Consider the following 16,382-nt stretch of genomic DNA (forward strand, 5'->3'; position numbering starts at 1 on the left):
CCGGAGACGCCACATGACCCGCATTGCCCTGATCGACGGCCATCCCGATCCCGACCGCGCCAGGTTCGTCCACGCGCTCGCCGACAGCTATCGTGCCGGCGCTGTCGACGGCGGCCATGAGGTAAGGTCGGTTGAGCTTGCCACGCTCGATTTTCCGCTGCTCCGCTCGCGCGCCGCCTGGGAACAGGATCCCCCGCCGCCGGCCATCGTGGCAGCGCAGGAAACGCTCGCTTGGGCGGATCACTCCGTCATCCTGTATCCGCTTTGGCTGGGCGACATGCCTGCGTTGCTCAAGGCGTTCCTCGAACAGACGCTTCGGCCGGGTTTCGCGATCGACCCCAAGGGGGCGGGCCTCAACAGCGGCCTGCTGCGCGGCAAATCGGCGCGGCTGGTCGTGACCATGGGAATGCCGGCGATCTTCTATCGTTTCTATTTCGGCGCCCACAGCGTGAAGAGCTTCGAGCGCAATATCCTCAAGCTGGTCGGCATGAAGCCAGTGCGCCACACGCTCGTCGGCGGGGTGGAAGGCAGCCCCGAGGGCCGTGAGAAAGCGCTCGATGAGCTGTTCGAGCTTGGGCAGGACGGCGCTTAGAGCGCTGCCGCCACCCGCCCGTCACGGCGATAGAGATCTTCGAAGAAGCGCACGCCGCCTTCCGCCTCGGGATCCGGTTCGGCAGTGAAATAGACGATATAGGCCGGCACCGGCGTTGCCAGCGGCAGCGTCCTGTTGACCCCGCTCGCCATCAGGCTGTCGAACTCGGCCGCGCCATCGGGCGGCAGCAGGATCTTGGCCAGGATGTCGGGCCGCGCCGTGCGCACGCAGCCATGAGACAAAGCGCGCCGGTCCTGCTCGAACAGGTCGCGCGACGGGGTGTCGTGGATGAAGACGCTGTGCGCATTGGGCATCTCGAGCTTGACCAGGCCGAGCGCATTGCGCGGCCCGGGTCGCTGCCGGACCTGAAGGCGCCCATCGGCGCCGCGTGCCGCGACATAGCCCCGTTCCGCGGCCTCGGCCGGCCGGGCGCGCACCAGGGCGCCAACGCTCTCGGCCACGATGCTCTGGGGCACGTTCCACCAGGGATTGGCGGTGACGCCCGTCACCTGCGTCGCGAAGGTCGGCGTGGGGCTCGCTGGTTTGCCGACGATCACGCGGTGTGTGGAGATGACAATGCCCTGCTCGACAAGGTCAAGCCTGAAGGTGGCCGGGTTCACGAGGATATGGTTGGTGCCGAGCTCGCGCGGCAGCCAGCGCCACCGCTCCATGTTCACCCGGATCGTCAGGCAATGCGGCGGCGTGTCGCAATGCCCCAGGGCGTCGCGCAGCGCGGCATAAGCGCCCTCCGTCGGTAGCAAGGCCCGAAGGGAGCCCTCCATGTCGTGCCGGGCCAGCGCGCCGGCCAGCCAGGCGGTATAGTCGATCCGATCGCGCGGGATGCCCCACCCGGCACGCGCCGCCGCGGTCGTCGATCCTTCCGCATAGTCATGGGCGAGCGACAGGGCGATGCGATCGGCCAGGGCGTCGAGACCAGGCGCGGTAGCTTCGGCTTCACCCCGCAAGCCCGCTATGTCGTACCGCCCGGCACGGATTCCTTCGCCAGAGCTCCGCTCCGCCTCGCGAATCAGCGCTGCCACATCGTCGCCCGACCAGCGCGCGGAGGCTCGTGCCACCGCCTGGGCTGGAGCCGGGGCGGTCCAGCCACCGGAACATGCCGCCGCGGCCAACAGTATCGCAGCCAGCTTCTTGAACCCATGCACCGATCGTGCCGCTCAATGGGCCATGAACAAGGGCACCGGGCACCTGGTCAGCATCGCCCGGGTCACGCCGCCGAACAGCGCCTCGAGGAAGCGGCGATGCCCGAATCCCCCCATGACGACATAGCCGAACGCACCGGTGGCGATCCGGTCGGCCAGCACGTCAGCGGTGGTCCTGCCGCTGTGCGGCAGCCGCCGGACCATCGCATGGATATCGTGACGCGACAGATAGGCCGCGGCGTCCTCGACCGGCGCCCGGACCGAATCATCCTCGATCTCCACGATCTCGACCCGGCTGGCGAGCTTGAGCAGCGGTACCGCCGCGCGCAGCGCGGCAGCCGATGTGGCCGACCCGTCCCACGCGACCATGGCAGTTTCGAGATCCATGCGCTTGAGCGAGTCGGGCACTGCCAGGATCGGCTTGCCGGACTGGACGACGAGCTCGCCTGCGGCGGTGCGCATGTCAGGAATGGGAAACTCGTCGAGCTGCCGGTTGACCACGATCAGATCGGCGAGCGCCGATGCACCCTTGAGGCAGCCGGCGATCTGACCGGTCGCATCGATCCAGTCCCACGGCACGTCCTCCCGCGCCAATCGGGCCTCAAGCGTTGCACGGTTTGCCGCCTCGCGATTCCGCTCCTCGGCGAGCAGCATCCCGAATCCGGCGTCGCCGACATAGTCGGCACCAACCAGCGCCGGGAGGATCGCGACGTCGAGACAGGTGACGTGCCCCTCGACCGCGCGCCCAATATCAAGCGCGGCCTGGATGCGGGCTTCCTGGCCCGCATCGTCGTGGACCAGCAACAGAATGTTCTTCATGTCAGCCTCCATTCTTCAATTCTGCGCCGGCGCGGGATGCGGTCCGGCATTGTCCCAGGCCCTTCAGCCAGCGATCGCGCCCGCCAGTTCGTTGGGTCGCAAGGGTTTTTCGAGTACCACGTCAAAGCCGCAGGCCTTGGCGCTGTCCGTCAGCATCGACGACGGGAAAGCTGTCACAAGGATCGATCGGCCGTGCCAGCCGTCGCGAAGCAGCGCGCGCAGGACGCCGAGCCCATCGCCATCCGGCAGCCGGTAGTCGGTAACCAGCAGGTCGATCTCGTCCTGCCGCAGATTTTCCAGGAACGGCAGGGCTGAGGCATAGGCACGGACATCATAACCCCGCGCGTGAAGGACGAGTTGCAGCGACCGGCGCACACCTTCGTCGTCTTCAATCAGCACTGCTCGCGGGCGGGTTGCAATCGGGGGATCGGAACTGGTCATATGGTACCTGAGCGGTTGGGGTGAAGCCCTTGTGTGACCGGGGGTGCGGCCGGTCTGTACGCAGATATCCGGACCCTATCTGCCGTGGACGAGGAAGAGAGGAACCGGGCTTTCGGTGAGCAGGCGCTCGGTCGCGCCGCCGAACAGTTCCTCGATCACGCGCGCGCGACCAAAGGCACCCATCACGACATAGTCCGCCTTGGTCCAGTGCTGCGCCGACAGGATCACGGCACCGGGACGATCCATCAGGATCTTCTCGCGCTGGATCGTCGCCTCGATACCGTGACGCGACAAATAGATCGCGGCATCCTCCGGCGGGATCTTCAGCGATCCGTCTTCGACATAGAGGATCGTCACCGACCCGGCGTGCCGGAGCAGCGGCACGGCCGCCCTTAGCGCCGCTTCGGCGGAGGGAGAACCATCCCAGGCGATCAGGGCCCGGCCGCGTATGTCGAGGCCCTTGGCCGTTTCCGGTACCGCCAGCACCGGCAGACGGGCCTCCACCAGCAACCGGCCAGCCAGCTCGAGCGCGTTCGGGAACAAACTTGTCTGCAACTCGCGATTGACCACAACCAGGTCAGTGAGGGCGGCCGCGGCCCGCATCGACTCGGTGAGATCGCCGCTGGTATCGATCCAATCGAACGGCACATCGTCATTCTCAAGACGCTCGCGCACGCGGGTCCGGTTGCTCGCCTCGTTCAGCTCCTCATCGGCGCGCAGCAGCGCACCGCCGCCCATCGAGACATAGTCGGTCACTACCTCCGGCACGATCGAGACGTCGACGCAGCGCAGATGGCCTCCGACGGCGCGCGCCACATCGAGCGCGGTCTGGACCCGGGCGTTCTGCCCGCTGTCGTCATGGATGAGGACAAGGATGTTTTTCATGGGGATCGGCTCCTGATCGGTGCGGCAAGTCTGGGCCGGGCCGAGGATGGGGCATATCGGGAAGTTTACGGATACGGGCCCGGCACCAGCGGCTTGACCGGCGTCAAAGCCCGGGCGGCCGGGCCGGCCGAATAGTGCGGCATGATGGCGGACTCGCAGATATTGCCCGGCATGGTGCCGGATACCGAGCTGATCGACTTGCTCGGCCGGCAGCTGCGTGACGATCACGATGCGCAACTGGTCCTGTGCCTGGAGCTGGAGCGGCTTGCGGACATGCTGCCGGCGCTGCCGCCACCCCGGCGCGTCCGGCGCATCTGCAGCCATATCGATTTTGTGACGAGCCGGTACTTCCGGCGTGCAGAGACGGTCTTTGCGGATCTCATGGAGTTCCAGACCAATCCCGCGCTACGCCAGATGCTTGAATCGCTGGCCAGCATGCACGCGTTGGATGCGGTGCATGGCGAGGATGTCGTCGCCGCGCTGTGGGACGGCACAGCGCGCGGCAGCGCCGCCCGACCGGAAGAACTCGGCTATATGCTGCGATGCTTCTTCGACGGATGTCGCCGGGCGGTCGCGCTTGAAGAGGCGCTGATGTTGCTGATCGGCGCCGGGCTCGAGCGGAAGCCGGTACTGGCCTGAGGATTCAGCCGGCGTCGGCGATCGAACGGAGGACCGCCATGTCGGTCACGTCGATGCTGCGCCCGCCCTTGGCCAGGTCGATGGCGCCCATCGCCTTGAACCGGGTGAGCTGGCGGCTGACCGTCTCGATCGTCAGCCCCAGATAATCCGCCATGTCACCGCGACTGATCGGGACCTGCAACACGGCCGAGGATCCGCGACCGTCCTCCGCCGCGCGCCGGGCAAGATCCAGCAGGAAGCCGGCGATGCGCTCGCGCGCCGCGCGCTTGCCCAACGTCAGCATGCGTTCACGCGCGTCGTTGAGCGAGGCCATGGTCCGGCGCAGCAACGCATGGTCGAGCGCATGCGAGCTACGCAGCACATGCTCGAAACGCTCGCGCGGATAGAGGCACAGGTCGGATTCGGTCAGCGCCGTCACCGTCAAGGTCGCTTCCTGGAGGAAGAGCTGGCCGACGAAATCGCCCGCGAAGAGCAGGCCGACGATCTGCTCCCGCCCGTCCGCGGTTGAGCTGGTCACCTTGAGGATGCCGGACACCAGAGTGGCGCAGGCGAGATTGGCATCGCCGGCCCAGCCCAGCACCTGGCCGGCCGCGATCGTGCGACGGCGTCCGATCGCGCTCAACGCCTGGAGTTCGGGGTCGGCCAGGTCGGCGCATATGGCGTGGTCGCGCACCACGCAGGATCGGCAGCGGTCGATGACGGTGTTCATGCCCGCGACGTGCCAGCGCGCGGCGGCACTGGCTGTACGTAACTATCCGGATTCTGCGTCGCTGCCATGCTTTCGCGTGCAGGCTGCGTGGCAGGCAACGGGGCATTCCCGGTCGCGCGGAGGGAGCTTCGGCCCGAGGGGCAGGGGTATGCTGCGATGCTCACCGCAGATTGCGATCCAGACGACCTGGTTTCCGGCCACGCAGATCGGCGTCCCGGAGAGGACAAGACCTGCGACTGCCGGCAACGAAAGCAGGGCGAAGAAGCTAGACGGCACTGCTGAACCTCACCTGGTTGCCCGCGCGATAGGGATCGAGCGTCGCTGCGATGCTACGGGCATAGGGAAGGCCGTCCGGCGCGAGACTAAGGTCATGGCCGTCGCGGGCGACCAGGCCGAGCATGCGAAAGCGCTCGAGCGCCGCCTCGACAGGGCGGGTGAGGGGCAGGCCGGAAAGATCGGCGCGCCCGTTGCACAGGACCTGCTCGATCGCCGCGCCGATCCGCGCATCGAGGGCTGTCCGTCTTAGACCCCGCGCGGTGGCAAAGCGCCCGCTGCCGATCTTCAGATGATAGCGGCCCGTGTTCTTTTCATTCTGCAGCAGCCGGTCGGGAAAGGCGCTGATGGCCGACGCGCCGAGGCCGATCAGCGTGTCGGAGGCGTCCTCGGTGAAACCCTGAAAATTGCGCCTGAGCTTTCCGGCGCTGGCCGCGATCGCGATGGCGTCGCCGGTCCTGGCGAAATGATCGAACCCGATCGCCTGGTAACCGGCGGCGGTCAGCAGGTCATGGGCGATGCCCGCCTGGACGAATCGGTCGCGCGGCGAGGGCAGGGCGCTCGCGTCGATGCGGCGCTGGCGCGGCAGGAGATGCGGGACATGAGCATAGCCGAACACGGCAAGCCGGTCCGGGCCCATGGCGATCGCGCGGTTGAGCGTATCGACCAGGTCGCCGGTGGATTGCCCGGGCAGGCCGTACATCAGGTCGAAATTGATCGAGCCCACCCCGGCCTCGCAGAGCAGCCCTACGCTGTTTGCGATATCGGCCTCAGGCTGCACCCGGCCGATCGCGGCCTGGATGTGCGGCGCGAATGTCTGCACGCCCAGGCTGACGCGGCCGATGCGGTTGCGTGCGATGCTGGCGGCCCATGCGCGGCCGAGGCCGCGCGGATCGACCTCGATCGAGCCGACCGCCCCGGCACCGTCGAATGCCTTGAGCAGGCGATCGTTCAGCCGGTCGAAGGCGTCGGGCGCGAGCGCATTGGGACTGCCGCCGCCCCAGGCGATCCGGGTGACCTTGCCGCGGCCGCCAAGGCTGGTGGCGACCAGGTCGATCTCCTGGCCCAGGCGCTGGAGATAGGCGTCGAGCCGGCCGGTGCGGTTGGCAGCCCCGGTGTTGCAGCCGCAATACCAGCAGATCTCCCGGCAATAGGGGATATGGAGATAGAGCGAAACCGGCGCGCCCTGACCGACTCCGGCCAGCGCGGCATCCATGTCGGGCGCGTCGACCGTGTCGGTGAACTCGGCCGCGGTGGGAAAGCTCGTGTACCGGGGGACCGGGGTCGCGAGCAGGTCTGGGATATAGCGCCACATGCCGTCGCGGATGCTGGAACCTGCCGCCGCGTGCCTTGACCCCGGTCAAACCAACGCTTGCCTGCGCTCAAATGCACCGGCGCGGTGGCCGCCTAGGAGCGGGCCAGCTCAAAGGAGGCTTATATGAACCACACCACATCGATCGCTGCAGGCGTGCTGATTGCCGCAATGGCCTGGGCCGCGCCGGCCAGCGCGCAGGAGCGTCAGGGCATCGAGGCCGGCGACGTGCTGCTGCGCGTGCGCGGCATCCTGGTTGCGCCGACAGAAAGCTCGAGCGGCATCCGGCCGACCTTTCCGGGCGAGAAGGTCTCGGTCGACAATTCGGTAATGCCGGAAGTCGACCTGACCTATATGGCGACCGACACTATCGGGTTCGAACTGATCGCAGCGACGACCAAGCACACCGCATCGGGCAAGACCGGGACGACCGGCGGCATTGGCGACCTCGCCTCGACCTGGGTGCTGCCTCCTACCCTGACCGTGCAATATCACCTGAATCCGCAGGGCAAGATCCGGCCCTATGTCGGCGCCGGGGTCAATTATACGGTGTTCTACAACGAGAAGGCCTCGACCGGGCTGAAGAGCGCGGTCGGCCCGACCAGCGTGCACATGTCGGACAGCGTCGGCTGGGCGGCCCAGGCCGGCATCGATATCGACTTGACGAACCGCGTCTTCCTGAACCTCGACGTCAAATATATCGACATGGACACCAAGGCGACGTTGCGGACGACGGCGATCGGCACGCAGACGGTCGATGTGCATCTCGACCCGATCGTGGTCGGTGTCGGGTTCGGCATCCGCCTCTGATCCCCGCCTCGATGATCAGCGGAAAAGGGCCGGCAGCGATGCCGGCCCTTTTTCGTATTGCCGCTCGTCGCGCTATTCCGGGGAATGTGCTGGGGCCGGCGGCGGGCCGGCATCGTCGTCGTCGATCAGGATACGCAACGCCGCGCCGTCGAGATCGTCGAGCTGGCCTGACCGGACAGTCCAGAAAAAGGCGCCGAGCGCCGCAAGGCCCAGGCCGAGCGCGATCGGGATGAGCAGCGCGAGGCCGTTCATTGGGCGGCGCTCCGCAAGCGAAGGGCATTGGCCACGACCAGCAGGGACGATCCCGACATGGCCAGGGCAGCGACGAGCGGCGTGACCTGTCCCGCGATGGCGAGCGGCACCGCAAGCACATTGTAGCCAATCGCCATTGCGAAATTCTGGCGGACCACCGCCATGGTACGTCGCGCCGCGGCGATGGCGATCGGTACCGGCATCAGCCGTTCGCCGAAGAACACAACATCGGCCGCCAGCTGGCCGACATCGCTGCCCGAGGAGGGCGCCATCGCGATATTGGCGGCCTTGAGCGCAGGCCCGTCATTCAGACCGTCGCCGACCATCAGTACATGGCGGCCGGCCGCCTGTAGGGTTTCGATCGCGCGGTATTTGTCGGCGGGAGACATACGCGGACGCCCGGAAATGCCCAGCTGCGTGCCAAGGGCCGTAACGACGGGCCACGAATCCCCGGACAACAGTTCGGGGTCGAATCCAAGGCGCTTGAGCCGCGCCACCGCTTCGGCTGCGTCCGGCCGGGGCGTATCGCCGAACAGGATCAGGTGCGTGCCGCCGCCGGTGATGGCGAATGCGGTCGCCGCGGTGTCGGGGGCGTTGCCGGCCGAGCCGACCCAGTCCGGCCGACCCAACCGCACCACCCGTTTCCCCAGCCGCGCCTCCATGCCGAGCCCGGCATGCTCTATCATATGTGTTAGGGGGACGGGCATGACGGCTCCACGTTCTAGCGCGGCCGCGAGTGCACGGGACAAAGGATGGCGACTGGATTGCGCCAGCCACAATAACGCGCCCCGCTCGAGCGGGTCCTCCGGCAGGCCGGCCAGCGGCTCGATCTGCGCGAGCGTGACCGTACCGGTCTTGTCGAGCAGGATCGCATCCGCCTCGGCCAGGCGCTCGATCGCGCTGCCGTCCTTGATCAGCACGCCCGCGCGGAACAGGGAGCCCGCCGCGACCACCTGGGCAATCGGCACCGCGAGTCCGAGTGCGCAGGGGCAGGTGATGATCAGCACGGCGACGGCGATCATCAGCGCCTGGTGGACGCCGGCCCCGGCGACCAGCCAGCCGATAAAGCTGAGCAACGCAAGGCCATGGACCGCTGGGGCATAGAGCCGCGACGCGCGATCGGCGATGCGGACATAGCGAGACTTGCTTTGGCCCGCCGTGTCCATCAGCCGCGCGATGTCGGCGATCGCGGTCGCGTCGCCCGCGGCGGTCGCGCGCACGGTCAACGGCGCGGTGAGGTTGATCGTGCCTGCCAGCACGATGCTGCCGATGGTGGCGGATTCCGGCATGCTCTCGCCGGTCACCAGCGAGCGATCGACATTGCTATGGCCCTGCTCGATCACCCCATCAACACCGATGCGTTCCCCGGCGGCGACGAGGATCTTCATCCCGGGTGCGACATCGGCGGCCGTCCGACGCTGCGTGGTGCCGTCGGGTCGGAGGACAAGCACATCGCTCGGCACGCGGCGCATCAGTGCGGCGACGCCGTCCTGTGCTCGTACCCGCATCGCGCTGTCGAGGAAGCGGCCGGCGAGCAGGAAGAACAGCAGCATCACCGCGCCGTCGAAATAGGCGTGATGGCCGCCGGTTGCGGTCTCATAGAGGCTCATCGCTGCCGTGAGCGTCACGCCGATCGAGATCGGCACATCCATGTTGGTGCGACCATGGCGGAGCGCGTTCCACGCGCTGCGGAAGAAGGGCCGACCGGCAAAGGCGATGGTCGGCAATGCGATCAGGGCGGACAGCCAGTGGAACAGGGTGCGGGTCGGGCCTTCGGCGCCGGACCAGATCGCGACCGACAACAGCATGATATTCATGGCTGCGAAGCCGGCGACTGCCATGGCCAGGACGAGCGAGCGGCTTTCGGTCCGGGCAGCGCCATCGTTCTCGCCGGCGAAGACATGGGCCGTGAACCCGATGCGTCCGATCGCAGCCTGCAGCATGTCGTCCGCCAACGCGTCGTGCCGGATACGGATTCGTTTGCTGGTGAAATTGACGCGGGCCGAGGCAATGCCCGGAACCCGGGCGAGACCATCCTCCAGCTTCGCGATACAGGCAGCGCAGCGCATGCCATCGACGGTGAAGCTGGTCTCGACGATTTCCGGCGCGCGGGCGATCGGCAGGACGGCGTTCACAGGCGCACCTCATCGTCGAACCGCGCCTCGTTCGAGCCGTCGCGCACCTCGACATGCAGCAACCAGCGGCCAGCGGGCAGCGCTGCATCCGCGACGAAGCGGCCATCGTCGCCGCGATGGAAAGCGAGCGTGCGGGCCGGGATCCGGCCCAGCGGATGAGCGGCGGTGGCGGTCACCCTCGCGGCGGTCAGCGGTCCGCGGGGTCCGGCAGGGGCGATCCGCACCAGGCGGTCCTTGCCCGCGCTTACGGACACCGACCAACCAAGCGTGCGCTGCGCGCGTGCTTCGGCCAGCCAGGTGTTGAAATGCTGGCTGGCGACATAGCTGTTGTCGACTACGGTGCCGCTAAAGGTGCCGACCGCATAACTCGCCATCAGGAAATTGACGGCGATCACCACGCCGAAAAAGGTGACCATGATCCCGGTCATGTGCCACCCGGTGAAGCCTCGTGTCATTGCCCTTGCTCCGGCCGCTCGAAATAACTGTCGTCGCTTGCCGCGCCGCCTTCGGCATCGATTGCGCGGACGGTGAAGCGCATATCGGCCCGGCTCGCCCCCGCCGCCGGGGCAGCCACGAACAGTTGCACCCGACCCACCTGATCTGCCGGGACGGTGAGGCGGACAGTCCGACCTGCCCGGTCGCGACTGCCGGAGTCGCTCCAGATCACGCCGGGGACGCCAGACGTGGCGATCTCGACGGTGCGCGGGCGCGCCTCCATGTTGCGGATCTTGACGGTATAGCTGTTGCGAATGCTGCCGTCGGACAGGCGCACCCATTGCGGATTGCGCATCTGCTGCACGCTGATGTCGATCCGGGTGCGGTTGCCGAGCGCGAACAGCATGCCGAGCCCGATCCCGGCCCAGACTGCGAAATAGGCGATCGTGCGCGGCCTGAGCAGGCGCCTGATCGGTGACAGCGGGCTGCCGCCGGCAGTGGCGATCCGCCCGTCGAGATCGGTGGTGTAGCCAATCAGACGCGACGGCCGGCCGACCTTTGCCATGATGCCGTCACAGGCATCGATGCACAGGCCGCAGGTGATGCACCCGATCTGCGGCCCTTCCCTGATGTCGATTCCGGTCGGGCACACCGCGACGCAGGCGTTGCAGTCGATACAATCCCCGATCCGTGAGGCGAGCGCGGGGTCGGCGGCCAGCGCTGCGAGCGAGGGCATGCCGGGGTTATCGAGGTCGTTCGCCGCTGCCTCGCGCTTCAGCCCGTGCGTGCGTGGCTCGCCGCGCCATGCCTTGTAGGTGACCGTCAGCGATTTCTCGTCGAGCATCGCGCCCTGGATGCGCGGCCAGGGGCACATATAGATGCACACCTGCTCGCGCATCAGCCCACCGAAAACATAGGTGGTGAGCGTCAGGATGCCGATCGTCGCATAGGCGACATAGGGCGCCGTGCCGTGCACCAGGTTGCCGAACAGCGTCGGTGCGTCAGCGAAGTAGAATATCCAGGCGCCACCCGTCAGTACGCCGATCACCAGCCAGATCGCATGTTTGGATACACGCTTGAGGATCTTGGTCGGGCCCCAGGGCGCTTTCTGCAAGCGGATCTGGGCGTTGCGATCGCCGTCGATCGCGCGCTCCACATGCACGAACAGGTCAGTCCAGACCGTCTGTGGGCAGGCATAGCCGCACCAGGCACGGCCGACCGCCGACGTGACGAGGAACAGGCCGATCCCGGCCATGATCAGCAGGCCGGCGACATAATAGAATTCGTGCGGCCAGATCTCGATCGCGAACATGTAGAAGCGGCGATGCGCGAGATCGACCAGTACCGCCTGGTCGGGCGCATAGGTCCCGCGATCCCAGCGCAACCAGGGCGTGACGTAATAGATCGCCAGCGCCACCCCCATGATCGCCCATTTCAGGCGGCGGAAGCTGCCATCGACGGCCTTCGGGAAAACCTTGCGCCGCGCCTCGAAGAAGCGGCCGGCGTTTTCCGGGAGGGGCAGGGGATGGGACATATGCGCTACTTCAGCGCCACCGTCGGAGGCGTAGCTTGGTCGGCCTCCGACGGTGACCTCTCGCCCCCCCCGAGGGAGTGGACGTAAGCCGCGAGCATCTTGATGGTGACGGGATCGAGGCGGGTGCCCCAGGCGGGCATGATGCCGTAGCGGGCATTGGTCACCGTCTCGGTCAGCGTGTCACGATCCCCACCATAGAGCCAGATGCCGTCGGTCAGGTCAGGTGCGCCAAAGGCACGATTACCCTTGCCGGCATCGCCGTGACAGGCGGCGCAATTCGCTGCAAACAACGCATTGCCGCGCCGGGCGGAAACGCTCGCCGGTTCCTGCTTGGATAGGTAGCGGACCCAGGACACCACGTCCTGCACCTCGATGGGCTTCAGGATGCCGTCGCGGCCAAAGGCGGGCATCATCGACATGCGGGTCTGGTCGTCGCCCGGCTGGCGGATGCCGTGAGTGAGCGTTTGCTGGATGGTCGCGATATCGCCGCCCCACAGCCAGTCGTCGTCATTGAGGTTGGGATAGCCCTTGAAGCCGGTGGCACCGGAGCCGTGGCACTGGACGCAATTGACCTTGAACGCAGCGCGGCCGCCTTCCTCTGCTGCCTGGAGCAGCGTCGAATTCGCGGGCAGGCGTTCGATCGGGATTTGCGCCAGCGCCAGCATCACCGGCGCCTTGCGATCCGTGTCGGCCGCGATCTCCCGTTCGAGCTGGCCGTGGCTCGACCAACCCAGCGTCCCGGGCGTGGCGCCATGGAGCATCGGGATCGCCGGGTAGAGCACGACATAGACGATCGCGAAGACGATCGTCGCATAGAGGGTGTAGAGCCACCAGCGCGGCATCGGGGTATCGAGTTCCTCGATCCCGTCCCATTCATGGCCGACCGTCGCGGTACCGGTCGCCTCGTCGATGCGCTTTCCGTCAGCCATCGATTTCGTCCTCTTGCTCGAAGATGCTCAGGGCTGCACGCTGGTGGCCGTCGGCCACGCCGCGCAGGAAAGTCCAGCCGACCAGCACAAGGAAGATGATGCCCATCATGACCAGGCCCCAGCTGTCGGCGAGATGCCGAAGCGTGTCGTAGGTGCTCATTTCCGCTGCTCCCGTGGCGCTGCCGATTTGAAATCGATCTGGGTTCCCAGGCCCTGGAGATAGGCGACCACTGCATCCATCTCGGTCAGACGGCCGGGATTGCCGTCGAAGTCGCGGGACTGGGCCTTGGGATAGCGCTTGGCCAGGCCGGCGGCGTCACCATCGGTCGAGCCCTGGCCGACAATGTCGTCCGCGGCCTTTTTGATGTCCTCGTCGCTATAGGGCACGCCGACGCGGCGCAGCGCGACCAGGTGATCGGCGATATGAGTTGTGTCGACATCGCGCTCGGCGAGGAAGGCATAGGGCGGCATGATCGATTCCGGCACCACGGCGCGCGGATCCTTCATGTGCTGGACATGCCATTCGTCGGAATAGCGCCCGCCGACGCGCGCCAGGTCGGGCCCGGTACGCCCCGATCCCCATTGGAACGGGTGATCGTACATGCTCTCCGAGGCGAGGCTGTAATGACCGTAGCGCTCGGTCTCGTCGCGGAACGGGCGGATCATCTGGCTGTGGCAGCCATAGCAGCCCTCGCGGATATAGATGTCGCGTCCGGCGAGCTCGAGCGGCGTGTAGGGGCGCACCCCTTCCGTCCTGGTGACGGTCGAGTCGATCCAGAACAGGGGCGCGATCTCGACGATGCCGCCGATCGCGACGGTGATGAAGGCGAGGACCGCGAGCAACGTGACGTTGCGCTCGATCGCCTTGTGGCGGGAAAGGGCGTTGGCCATTGGCTTGGTCCTCAGGCGATTGCTGGCTTGGCGGGCACGACCGGTATGTCGCGCGCCGGATCGAAGGCGGGGCTCGACATCGGCGCCTCGTCGCGAAGCTTGCCCGCGATCGTCATCCAGATGTTCCAGACCATGAACAGCGCGCCGGCGAGGTAGAGCAGGCCGCCCGTCGTGCGGATCACGTAATAGGGATGCATCGCCTGGACGACTTCGGCGAAGGAGTAGACGAGGTAGCCGTCCGACCCATATTCGCGCCACATCAGCCCCTGGGTGATGCCCGCCACCCACATCGCGGAGGCGTAGAGCACGATGCCCAGGGTCGCGCACCAGAAGTGCCAGTTGACCATGCGCAGCGAATAGAGGCGGGTGCGGCCCCAGAGCCTCGGCGTCATGTAATAGAGCGCGCCGAAGGTGATCATGCCGTTCCAGCCGAGCGCGCCGGAGTGGACATGGCCGATCGTCCAGTTGGTGTAGTGGCTGAGTGAATTGACCGACTTGATCGACATCATCGGGCCCTCGAAGGTCGACATGCCGTAAAAGGCGAGGGCGAAGACCATCATGCGGATGATCGGGTCAGTGCGGATCTTGTCCCACGCGCCGTTGAGCGTCATCAGCCCGTTGATCATGCCGCCCCAGCTCGGCATCCACAGCATGATCGAGAAGACCATGCCCAGCGTCTGCGCCCAGTCGGGCAGCGCGGTGTAATGGAGATGGTGGGGACCCGCCCAGATATAGAGGAAGATCAGCGACCAGAAATGGATGATCGACAGCCGGTAGCTGTAGACAGGGCGCTCGGCCTGTTTGGGCACGAAATAATACATCATGCCGAGGAAACCGGCGGTCAGGAAGAAGCCGACCGCGTTGTGGCCGTACCACCACTGCGTCAGCGCATCCTGGACGCCGGCAAAGGCGGAATAGGATTTGGAGCCGACCAGGCTGACCGGCATCGACAGATTGTTGACCAGATGGAGCAGGGCCACCGTGATGATGAAGCCGAGATAGAACCAGTTGGCGACATAGATATGAGGCTCGGACCGGCGCACGATCGTGCCGACGAATACCGCCAGGTAGGAAACCCAGACGATCGTCAGCCAGATGTCGACATACCATTCGGGCTCGGCATATTCGCGGCCCTCGGTGATGCCGAGCAGATAGCCGGTCGCAGCCAGCACGATGAACAGCTGATATCCCCAGAACACGAAACGGGCGAGCGCGGGAAAGGCGAGGCGCGCGCGGCAGGTGCGCTGCACGACGTAGAAGCTGGTGCAGATCAGCGCGTTGCCGCCGAACGCGAAGATCACCGCCGAGGTGTGAAGCGGCCTGAGACGGCCGAAGGTGCTGAATTCGGAATGGAGGTTGAGCAACGGGAAGGCGAGCTGCGAGGCGATCACCAGACCGACCAGGAAACCCACCACGCCCCAGAACACCGTGGCGATCACGCCCCAGCGGATGACCTGATCGTCGTAGCGGTCGCGGGGTCCGGCGGCGGGGTAGGGGTTGCTTGCACCGCGCATCTGCGCGGCGGCCGCGATCAGGGCGGCGGTGGCGACGATCGCCATCTGCACGGCGAAACCGTGATCGATCGCCGTCGCGGCCGCGAGCAGCGCGATCATGAACACGAGCAGCCAGGCGCCCGCCCTGAATAGAATGTCGTCCATTGCCCTCCCTCCGTGGCCATCAGCGGATGGCGCCATGACGATCGCCGCGGTCGCGGCCCTTGATCGTCGTCAAACCGGTAGCGGAAGGTCAGGGACCGCCGCTGTACGTAAAGGTCCTAGGATCGTGGGGCGCGTCTGGGCTAGAATTGCGGAATGGACGATTTCGCCGCCGTCTTCGCGCGCCTGCGCGCTCAATTCGCTGAGCATGCGGCCGCCGCAGTGGTGACGTGCGACGAACCGGGGCGCTATTTCCTGGGTACGCATGAAGTGCGATCGCGGGACGGCTACCGGACGGCGCTGGGCGGGGTGGAGATCGGCAAGCGCTACGTCTCGGCCCATCTCATGCCGGTCTATGTGTATCCGGCGCTGCTGGAGGATATAGGCGATGGGCTGCGCGGGCGCATGCAGGGCAAGTCCTGCTTCAATTTCACCACCCCTGACGAGGCGCTCCTAGCCGGGTTTCGGGAATTGCTGTCGCGCGGTGTCGAGCGCTTCAGGCAGGACGGGCGGCTTCCCTGAGCAGGGGAGTCCCGGCCTCTTCAGGGGAGCGGGCGAAGAGGCCGGGATAACGGCACCCCTTGGATGCCGGGATACCATTCCTGCGGCAGCACCTCGGGGAAGGATGCCGCCGATGGAATAGACACCGGATACTCCGCTACAAGACCTGCCGAAATCGGGATGTCACCCATCCGGAAAACTCCGTAGAGCGCCGATCCGCATTCTCCTCCAAACACGCGCGCTCCGGCCTTTGGCGGTTTCGGCCATGTTTTTGGAGCGGCGATGGACTACTCGCGCATCTTCACCCAGGCGATTGACCGCCTGCATGTCGAAGGCCGATATCGCGTCTTCATCGATATCCTGCGCAACAAGGGTGCGTTCCCCAACGCGCGCTGCTTTGCCGGGCATAA

At 66.5% G+C, this 16,382-nt stretch carries 18 protein-coding genes and 1 pseudogene; 5 read left to right on the plus strand and 14 right to left on the minus strand.

What is annotated here, in order from left to right:
- Nucleotides 1-13 precede the first annotated feature (13 nt).
- Nucleotides 14-592, plus strand: coding sequence for an NAD(P)H-dependent oxidoreductase (locus tag WC729_RS28430; protein WP_372858096.1), 579 nt, complete (start codon nt 14-16; stop codon nt 590-592).
- Here WC729_RS28430 and WC729_RS28435 read toward each other — a convergent pair.
- The 4 genes from WC729_RS28435 to WC729_RS28450 all read right to left on the minus strand — a co-directional run bounded on the left by WC729_RS28435 (nt 589) and on the right by WC729_RS28450 (nt 3,897).
- Nucleotides 589-1,668, minus strand: coding sequence for a L,D-transpeptidase family protein (locus WC729_RS28435; RefSeq protein ID WP_372858097.1), 1,080 nt, complete (start codon nt 1,666-1,668; stop codon nt 589-591). The two genes, WC729_RS28430 and WC729_RS28435, sit on opposite strands and share 4 nt — an antisense overlap.
- Nucleotides 1,669-1,767: 99 nt before the next feature.
- Nucleotides 1,768-2,571 (minus strand): universal stress protein, encoded by an 804-nt coding sequence (locus tag WC729_RS28440; RefSeq protein WP_372858098.1) that lies wholly within the window; start codon nt 2,569-2,571, stop codon nt 1,768-1,770.
- A gap of 63 nt (nt 2,572-2,634) precedes the next feature.
- A complete protein-coding gene (locus tag WC729_RS28445; RefSeq protein ID WP_372858100.1) occupies nt 2,635-3,012 on the minus strand; it encodes a response regulator in 378 nt (125 codons plus the stop codon).
- A 75-nt stretch (nt 3,013-3,087) separates the two neighbouring features.
- Nucleotides 3,088-3,897: a universal stress protein gene (locus WC729_RS28450; RefSeq protein ID WP_372858101.1), complete on the minus strand. Its 810-nt coding sequence runs from the start codon at nt 3,895-3,897 to the stop codon at nt 3,088-3,090.
- Between the two features lie 141 nt (nt 3,898-4,038).
- On the opposite strand from WC729_RS28450, the gene WC729_RS28455 reads away from it, so the two are divergent.
- Nucleotides 4,039-4,536, plus strand: a complete 498-nt coding sequence (locus WC729_RS28455; protein WP_372858103.1) for a hypothetical protein — start codon at nt 4,039-4,041, stop codon at nt 4,534-4,536.
- A gap of 4 nt (nt 4,537-4,540) precedes the next feature.
- Here WC729_RS28455 and WC729_RS28460 read toward each other — a convergent pair whose 3' ends face one another.
- Both WC729_RS28460 and hemN read right to left on the minus strand, forming a co-directional pair.
- Nucleotides 4,541-5,245 (minus strand): Crp/Fnr family transcriptional regulator, encoded by a 705-nt coding sequence (locus WC729_RS28460; protein WP_372858104.1) that lies wholly within the window; start codon nt 5,243-5,245, stop codon nt 4,541-4,543.
- 265 nt (nt 5,246-5,510) lie between these two features.
- Nucleotides 5,511-6,833: an oxygen-independent coproporphyrinogen III oxidase gene (gene hemN / locus WC729_RS28465; RefSeq protein ID WP_372858105.1), complete on the minus strand. Its 1,323-nt coding sequence runs from the start codon at nt 6,831-6,833 to the stop codon at nt 5,511-5,513.
- A 123-nt stretch (nt 6,834-6,956) separates the two neighbouring features.
- Between hemN and WC729_RS28470 the strand changes: the two genes are divergently transcribed.
- Nucleotides 6,957-7,640 (plus strand): OmpW family protein, encoded by a 684-nt coding sequence (locus tag WC729_RS28470; protein WP_372858106.1) that lies wholly within the window; start codon nt 6,957-6,959, stop codon nt 7,638-7,640.
- A gap of 72 nt (nt 7,641-7,712) precedes the next feature.
- Here the strand turns inward: WC729_RS28470 and ccoS are convergent, their stop codons facing one another.
- The 8 genes from ccoS to ccoN are packed head-to-tail and all read right to left on the minus strand — an operon-like array spanning nt 7,713 to nt 15,474.
- Entirely contained in the window at nt 7,713-7,892 is a 180-nt protein-coding gene (gene ccoS, locus WC729_RS28475; RefSeq protein ID WP_372858108.1) for a cbb3-type cytochrome oxidase assembly protein CcoS, read from the minus strand.
- Nucleotides 7,889-10,027, minus strand: coding sequence for a heavy metal translocating P-type ATPase (locus tag WC729_RS28480; RefSeq protein WP_372858110.1), 2,139 nt, complete (start codon nt 10,025-10,027; stop codon nt 7,889-7,891). The genes ccoS and WC729_RS28480 overlap by 4 nt, the downstream gene beginning before the upstream one ends.
- Nucleotides 10,024-10,482, minus strand: a complete 459-nt coding sequence (locus tag WC729_RS28485) for a FixH family protein (protein WP_372858111.1) — start codon at nt 10,480-10,482, stop codon at nt 10,024-10,026. The genes WC729_RS28480 and WC729_RS28485 overlap by 4 nt, the downstream gene beginning before the upstream one ends.
- Nucleotides 10,479-11,996, minus strand: a complete 1,518-nt coding sequence (gene ccoG / locus WC729_RS28490) for a cytochrome c oxidase accessory protein CcoG (RefSeq protein ID WP_372858113.1) — start codon at nt 11,994-11,996, stop codon at nt 10,479-10,481. Before ccoG ends, WC729_RS28485 begins: the two co-directional genes overlap by 4 nt.
- Nucleotides 11,997-12,001: 5 nt before the next feature.
- Nucleotides 12,002-12,925, minus strand: a complete 924-nt coding sequence (gene ccoP / locus WC729_RS28495) for a cytochrome-c oxidase, cbb3-type subunit III (protein ID WP_372858114.1) — start codon at nt 12,923-12,925, stop codon at nt 12,002-12,004.
- Nucleotides 12,918-13,085, minus strand: a complete 168-nt coding sequence (locus WC729_RS28500) for a cbb3-type cytochrome c oxidase subunit 3 (RefSeq protein ID WP_372858116.1) — start codon at nt 13,083-13,085, stop codon at nt 12,918-12,920. Before WC729_RS28500 ends, ccoP begins: the two co-directional genes overlap by 8 nt.
- Entirely contained in the window at nt 13,082-13,816 is a 735-nt protein-coding gene (ccoO, locus tag WC729_RS28505) for a cytochrome-c oxidase, cbb3-type subunit II (RefSeq protein WP_372858117.1), read from the minus strand. Before ccoO ends, WC729_RS28500 begins: the two co-directional genes overlap by 4 nt.
- Nucleotides 13,817-13,827: 11 nt before the next feature.
- Complete coding sequence (gene ccoN, locus WC729_RS28510; RefSeq protein ID WP_372858118.1) at nt 13,828-15,474, minus strand: cytochrome-c oxidase, cbb3-type subunit I; 1,647 nt, start codon at nt 15,472-15,474, stop codon at nt 13,828-13,830.
- Nucleotides 15,475-15,627: 153 nt separating this feature from the next.
- Between ccoN and WC729_RS28515 the strand changes: the two genes are divergently transcribed.
- Both WC729_RS28515 and WC729_RS28520 read left to right on the plus strand, forming a co-directional pair.
- The gene (locus tag WC729_RS28515; protein WP_372858120.1) at nt 15,628-15,993 is read left to right on the plus strand and encodes a hypothetical protein; all 366 of its coding nucleotides are present in this window, start codon (nt 15,628-15,630) and stop codon (nt 15,991-15,993) included.
- 261 nt (nt 15,994-16,254) lie between these two features.
- Nucleotides 16,255-16,382: pseudogene (locus WC729_RS28520) on the plus strand (5-aminolevulinate synthase); the annotation flags it as partial.

The sequence above is a fragment of the Sphingomonas sp. genome (assembly GCF_041661825.1).
GTDB lineage: Bacteria > Pseudomonadota > Alphaproteobacteria > Sphingomonadales > Sphingomonadaceae > Sphingomonas.

Coding starts and splice junctions, on each gene's coding strand:
- WC729_RS28485 (WP_372858111.1), bottom strand. CDS start 10,482: ATGACACGAGGCTTCACCGGGTGGCACATGACCGGGATCATGGTCACC.
- WC729_RS28440 (WP_372858098.1), bottom strand. CDS start 2,571: ATGAAGAACATTCTGTTGCTGGTCCACGACGATGCGGGCCAGGAAGCC.
- WC729_RS28450 (WP_372858101.1), bottom strand. CDS start 3,897: ATGAAAAACATCCTTGTCCTCATCCATGACGACAGCGGGCAGAACGCC.
- hemN (WP_372858105.1), bottom strand. CDS start 6,833: ATGTGGCGCTATATCCCAGACCTGCTCGCGACCCCGGTCCCCCGGTAC.
- WC729_RS28460 (WP_372858104.1), bottom strand. CDS start 5,245: ATGAACACCGTCATCGACCGCTGCCGATCCTGCGTGGTGCGCGACCAC.
- ccoO (WP_372858117.1), bottom strand. CDS start 13,816: ATGGCCAACGCCCTTTCCCGCCACAAGGCGATCGAGCGCAACGTCACG.
- ccoN (WP_372858118.1), bottom strand. CDS start 15,474: ATGGACGACATTCTATTCAGGGCGGGCGCCTGGCTGCTCGTGTTCATG.
- WC729_RS28455 (WP_372858103.1), top strand. CDS start 4,039: ATGATGGCGGACTCGCAGATATTGCCCGGCATGGTGCCGGATACCGAG.
- ccoS (WP_372858108.1), bottom strand. CDS start 7,892: ATGAACGGCCTCGCGCTGCTCATCCCGATCGCGCTCGGCCTGGGCCTT.
- WC729_RS28445 (WP_372858100.1), bottom strand. CDS start 3,012: ATGACCAGTTCCGATCCCCCGATTGCAACCCGCCCGCGAGCAGTGCTG.
- WC729_RS28500 (WP_372858116.1), bottom strand. CDS start 13,085: ATGAGCACCTACGACACGCTTCGGCATCTCGCCGACAGCTGGGGCCTG.
- ccoP (WP_372858114.1), bottom strand. CDS start 12,925: ATGGCTGACGGAAAGCGCATCGACGAGGCGACCGGTACCGCGACGGTC.
- WC729_RS28515 (WP_372858120.1), top strand. CDS start 15,628: ATGGACGATTTCGCCGCCGTCTTCGCGCGCCTGCGCGCTCAATTCGCT.
- WC729_RS28470 (WP_372858106.1), top strand. CDS start 6,957: ATGAACCACACCACATCGATCGCTGCAGGCGTGCTGATTGCCGCAATG.
- WC729_RS28430 (WP_372858096.1), top strand. CDS start 14: ATGACCCGCATTGCCCTGATCGACGGCCATCCCGATCCCGACCGCGCC.
- ccoG (WP_372858113.1), bottom strand. CDS start 11,996: ATGTCCCATCCCCTGCCCCTCCCGGAAAACGCCGGCCGCTTCTTCGAG.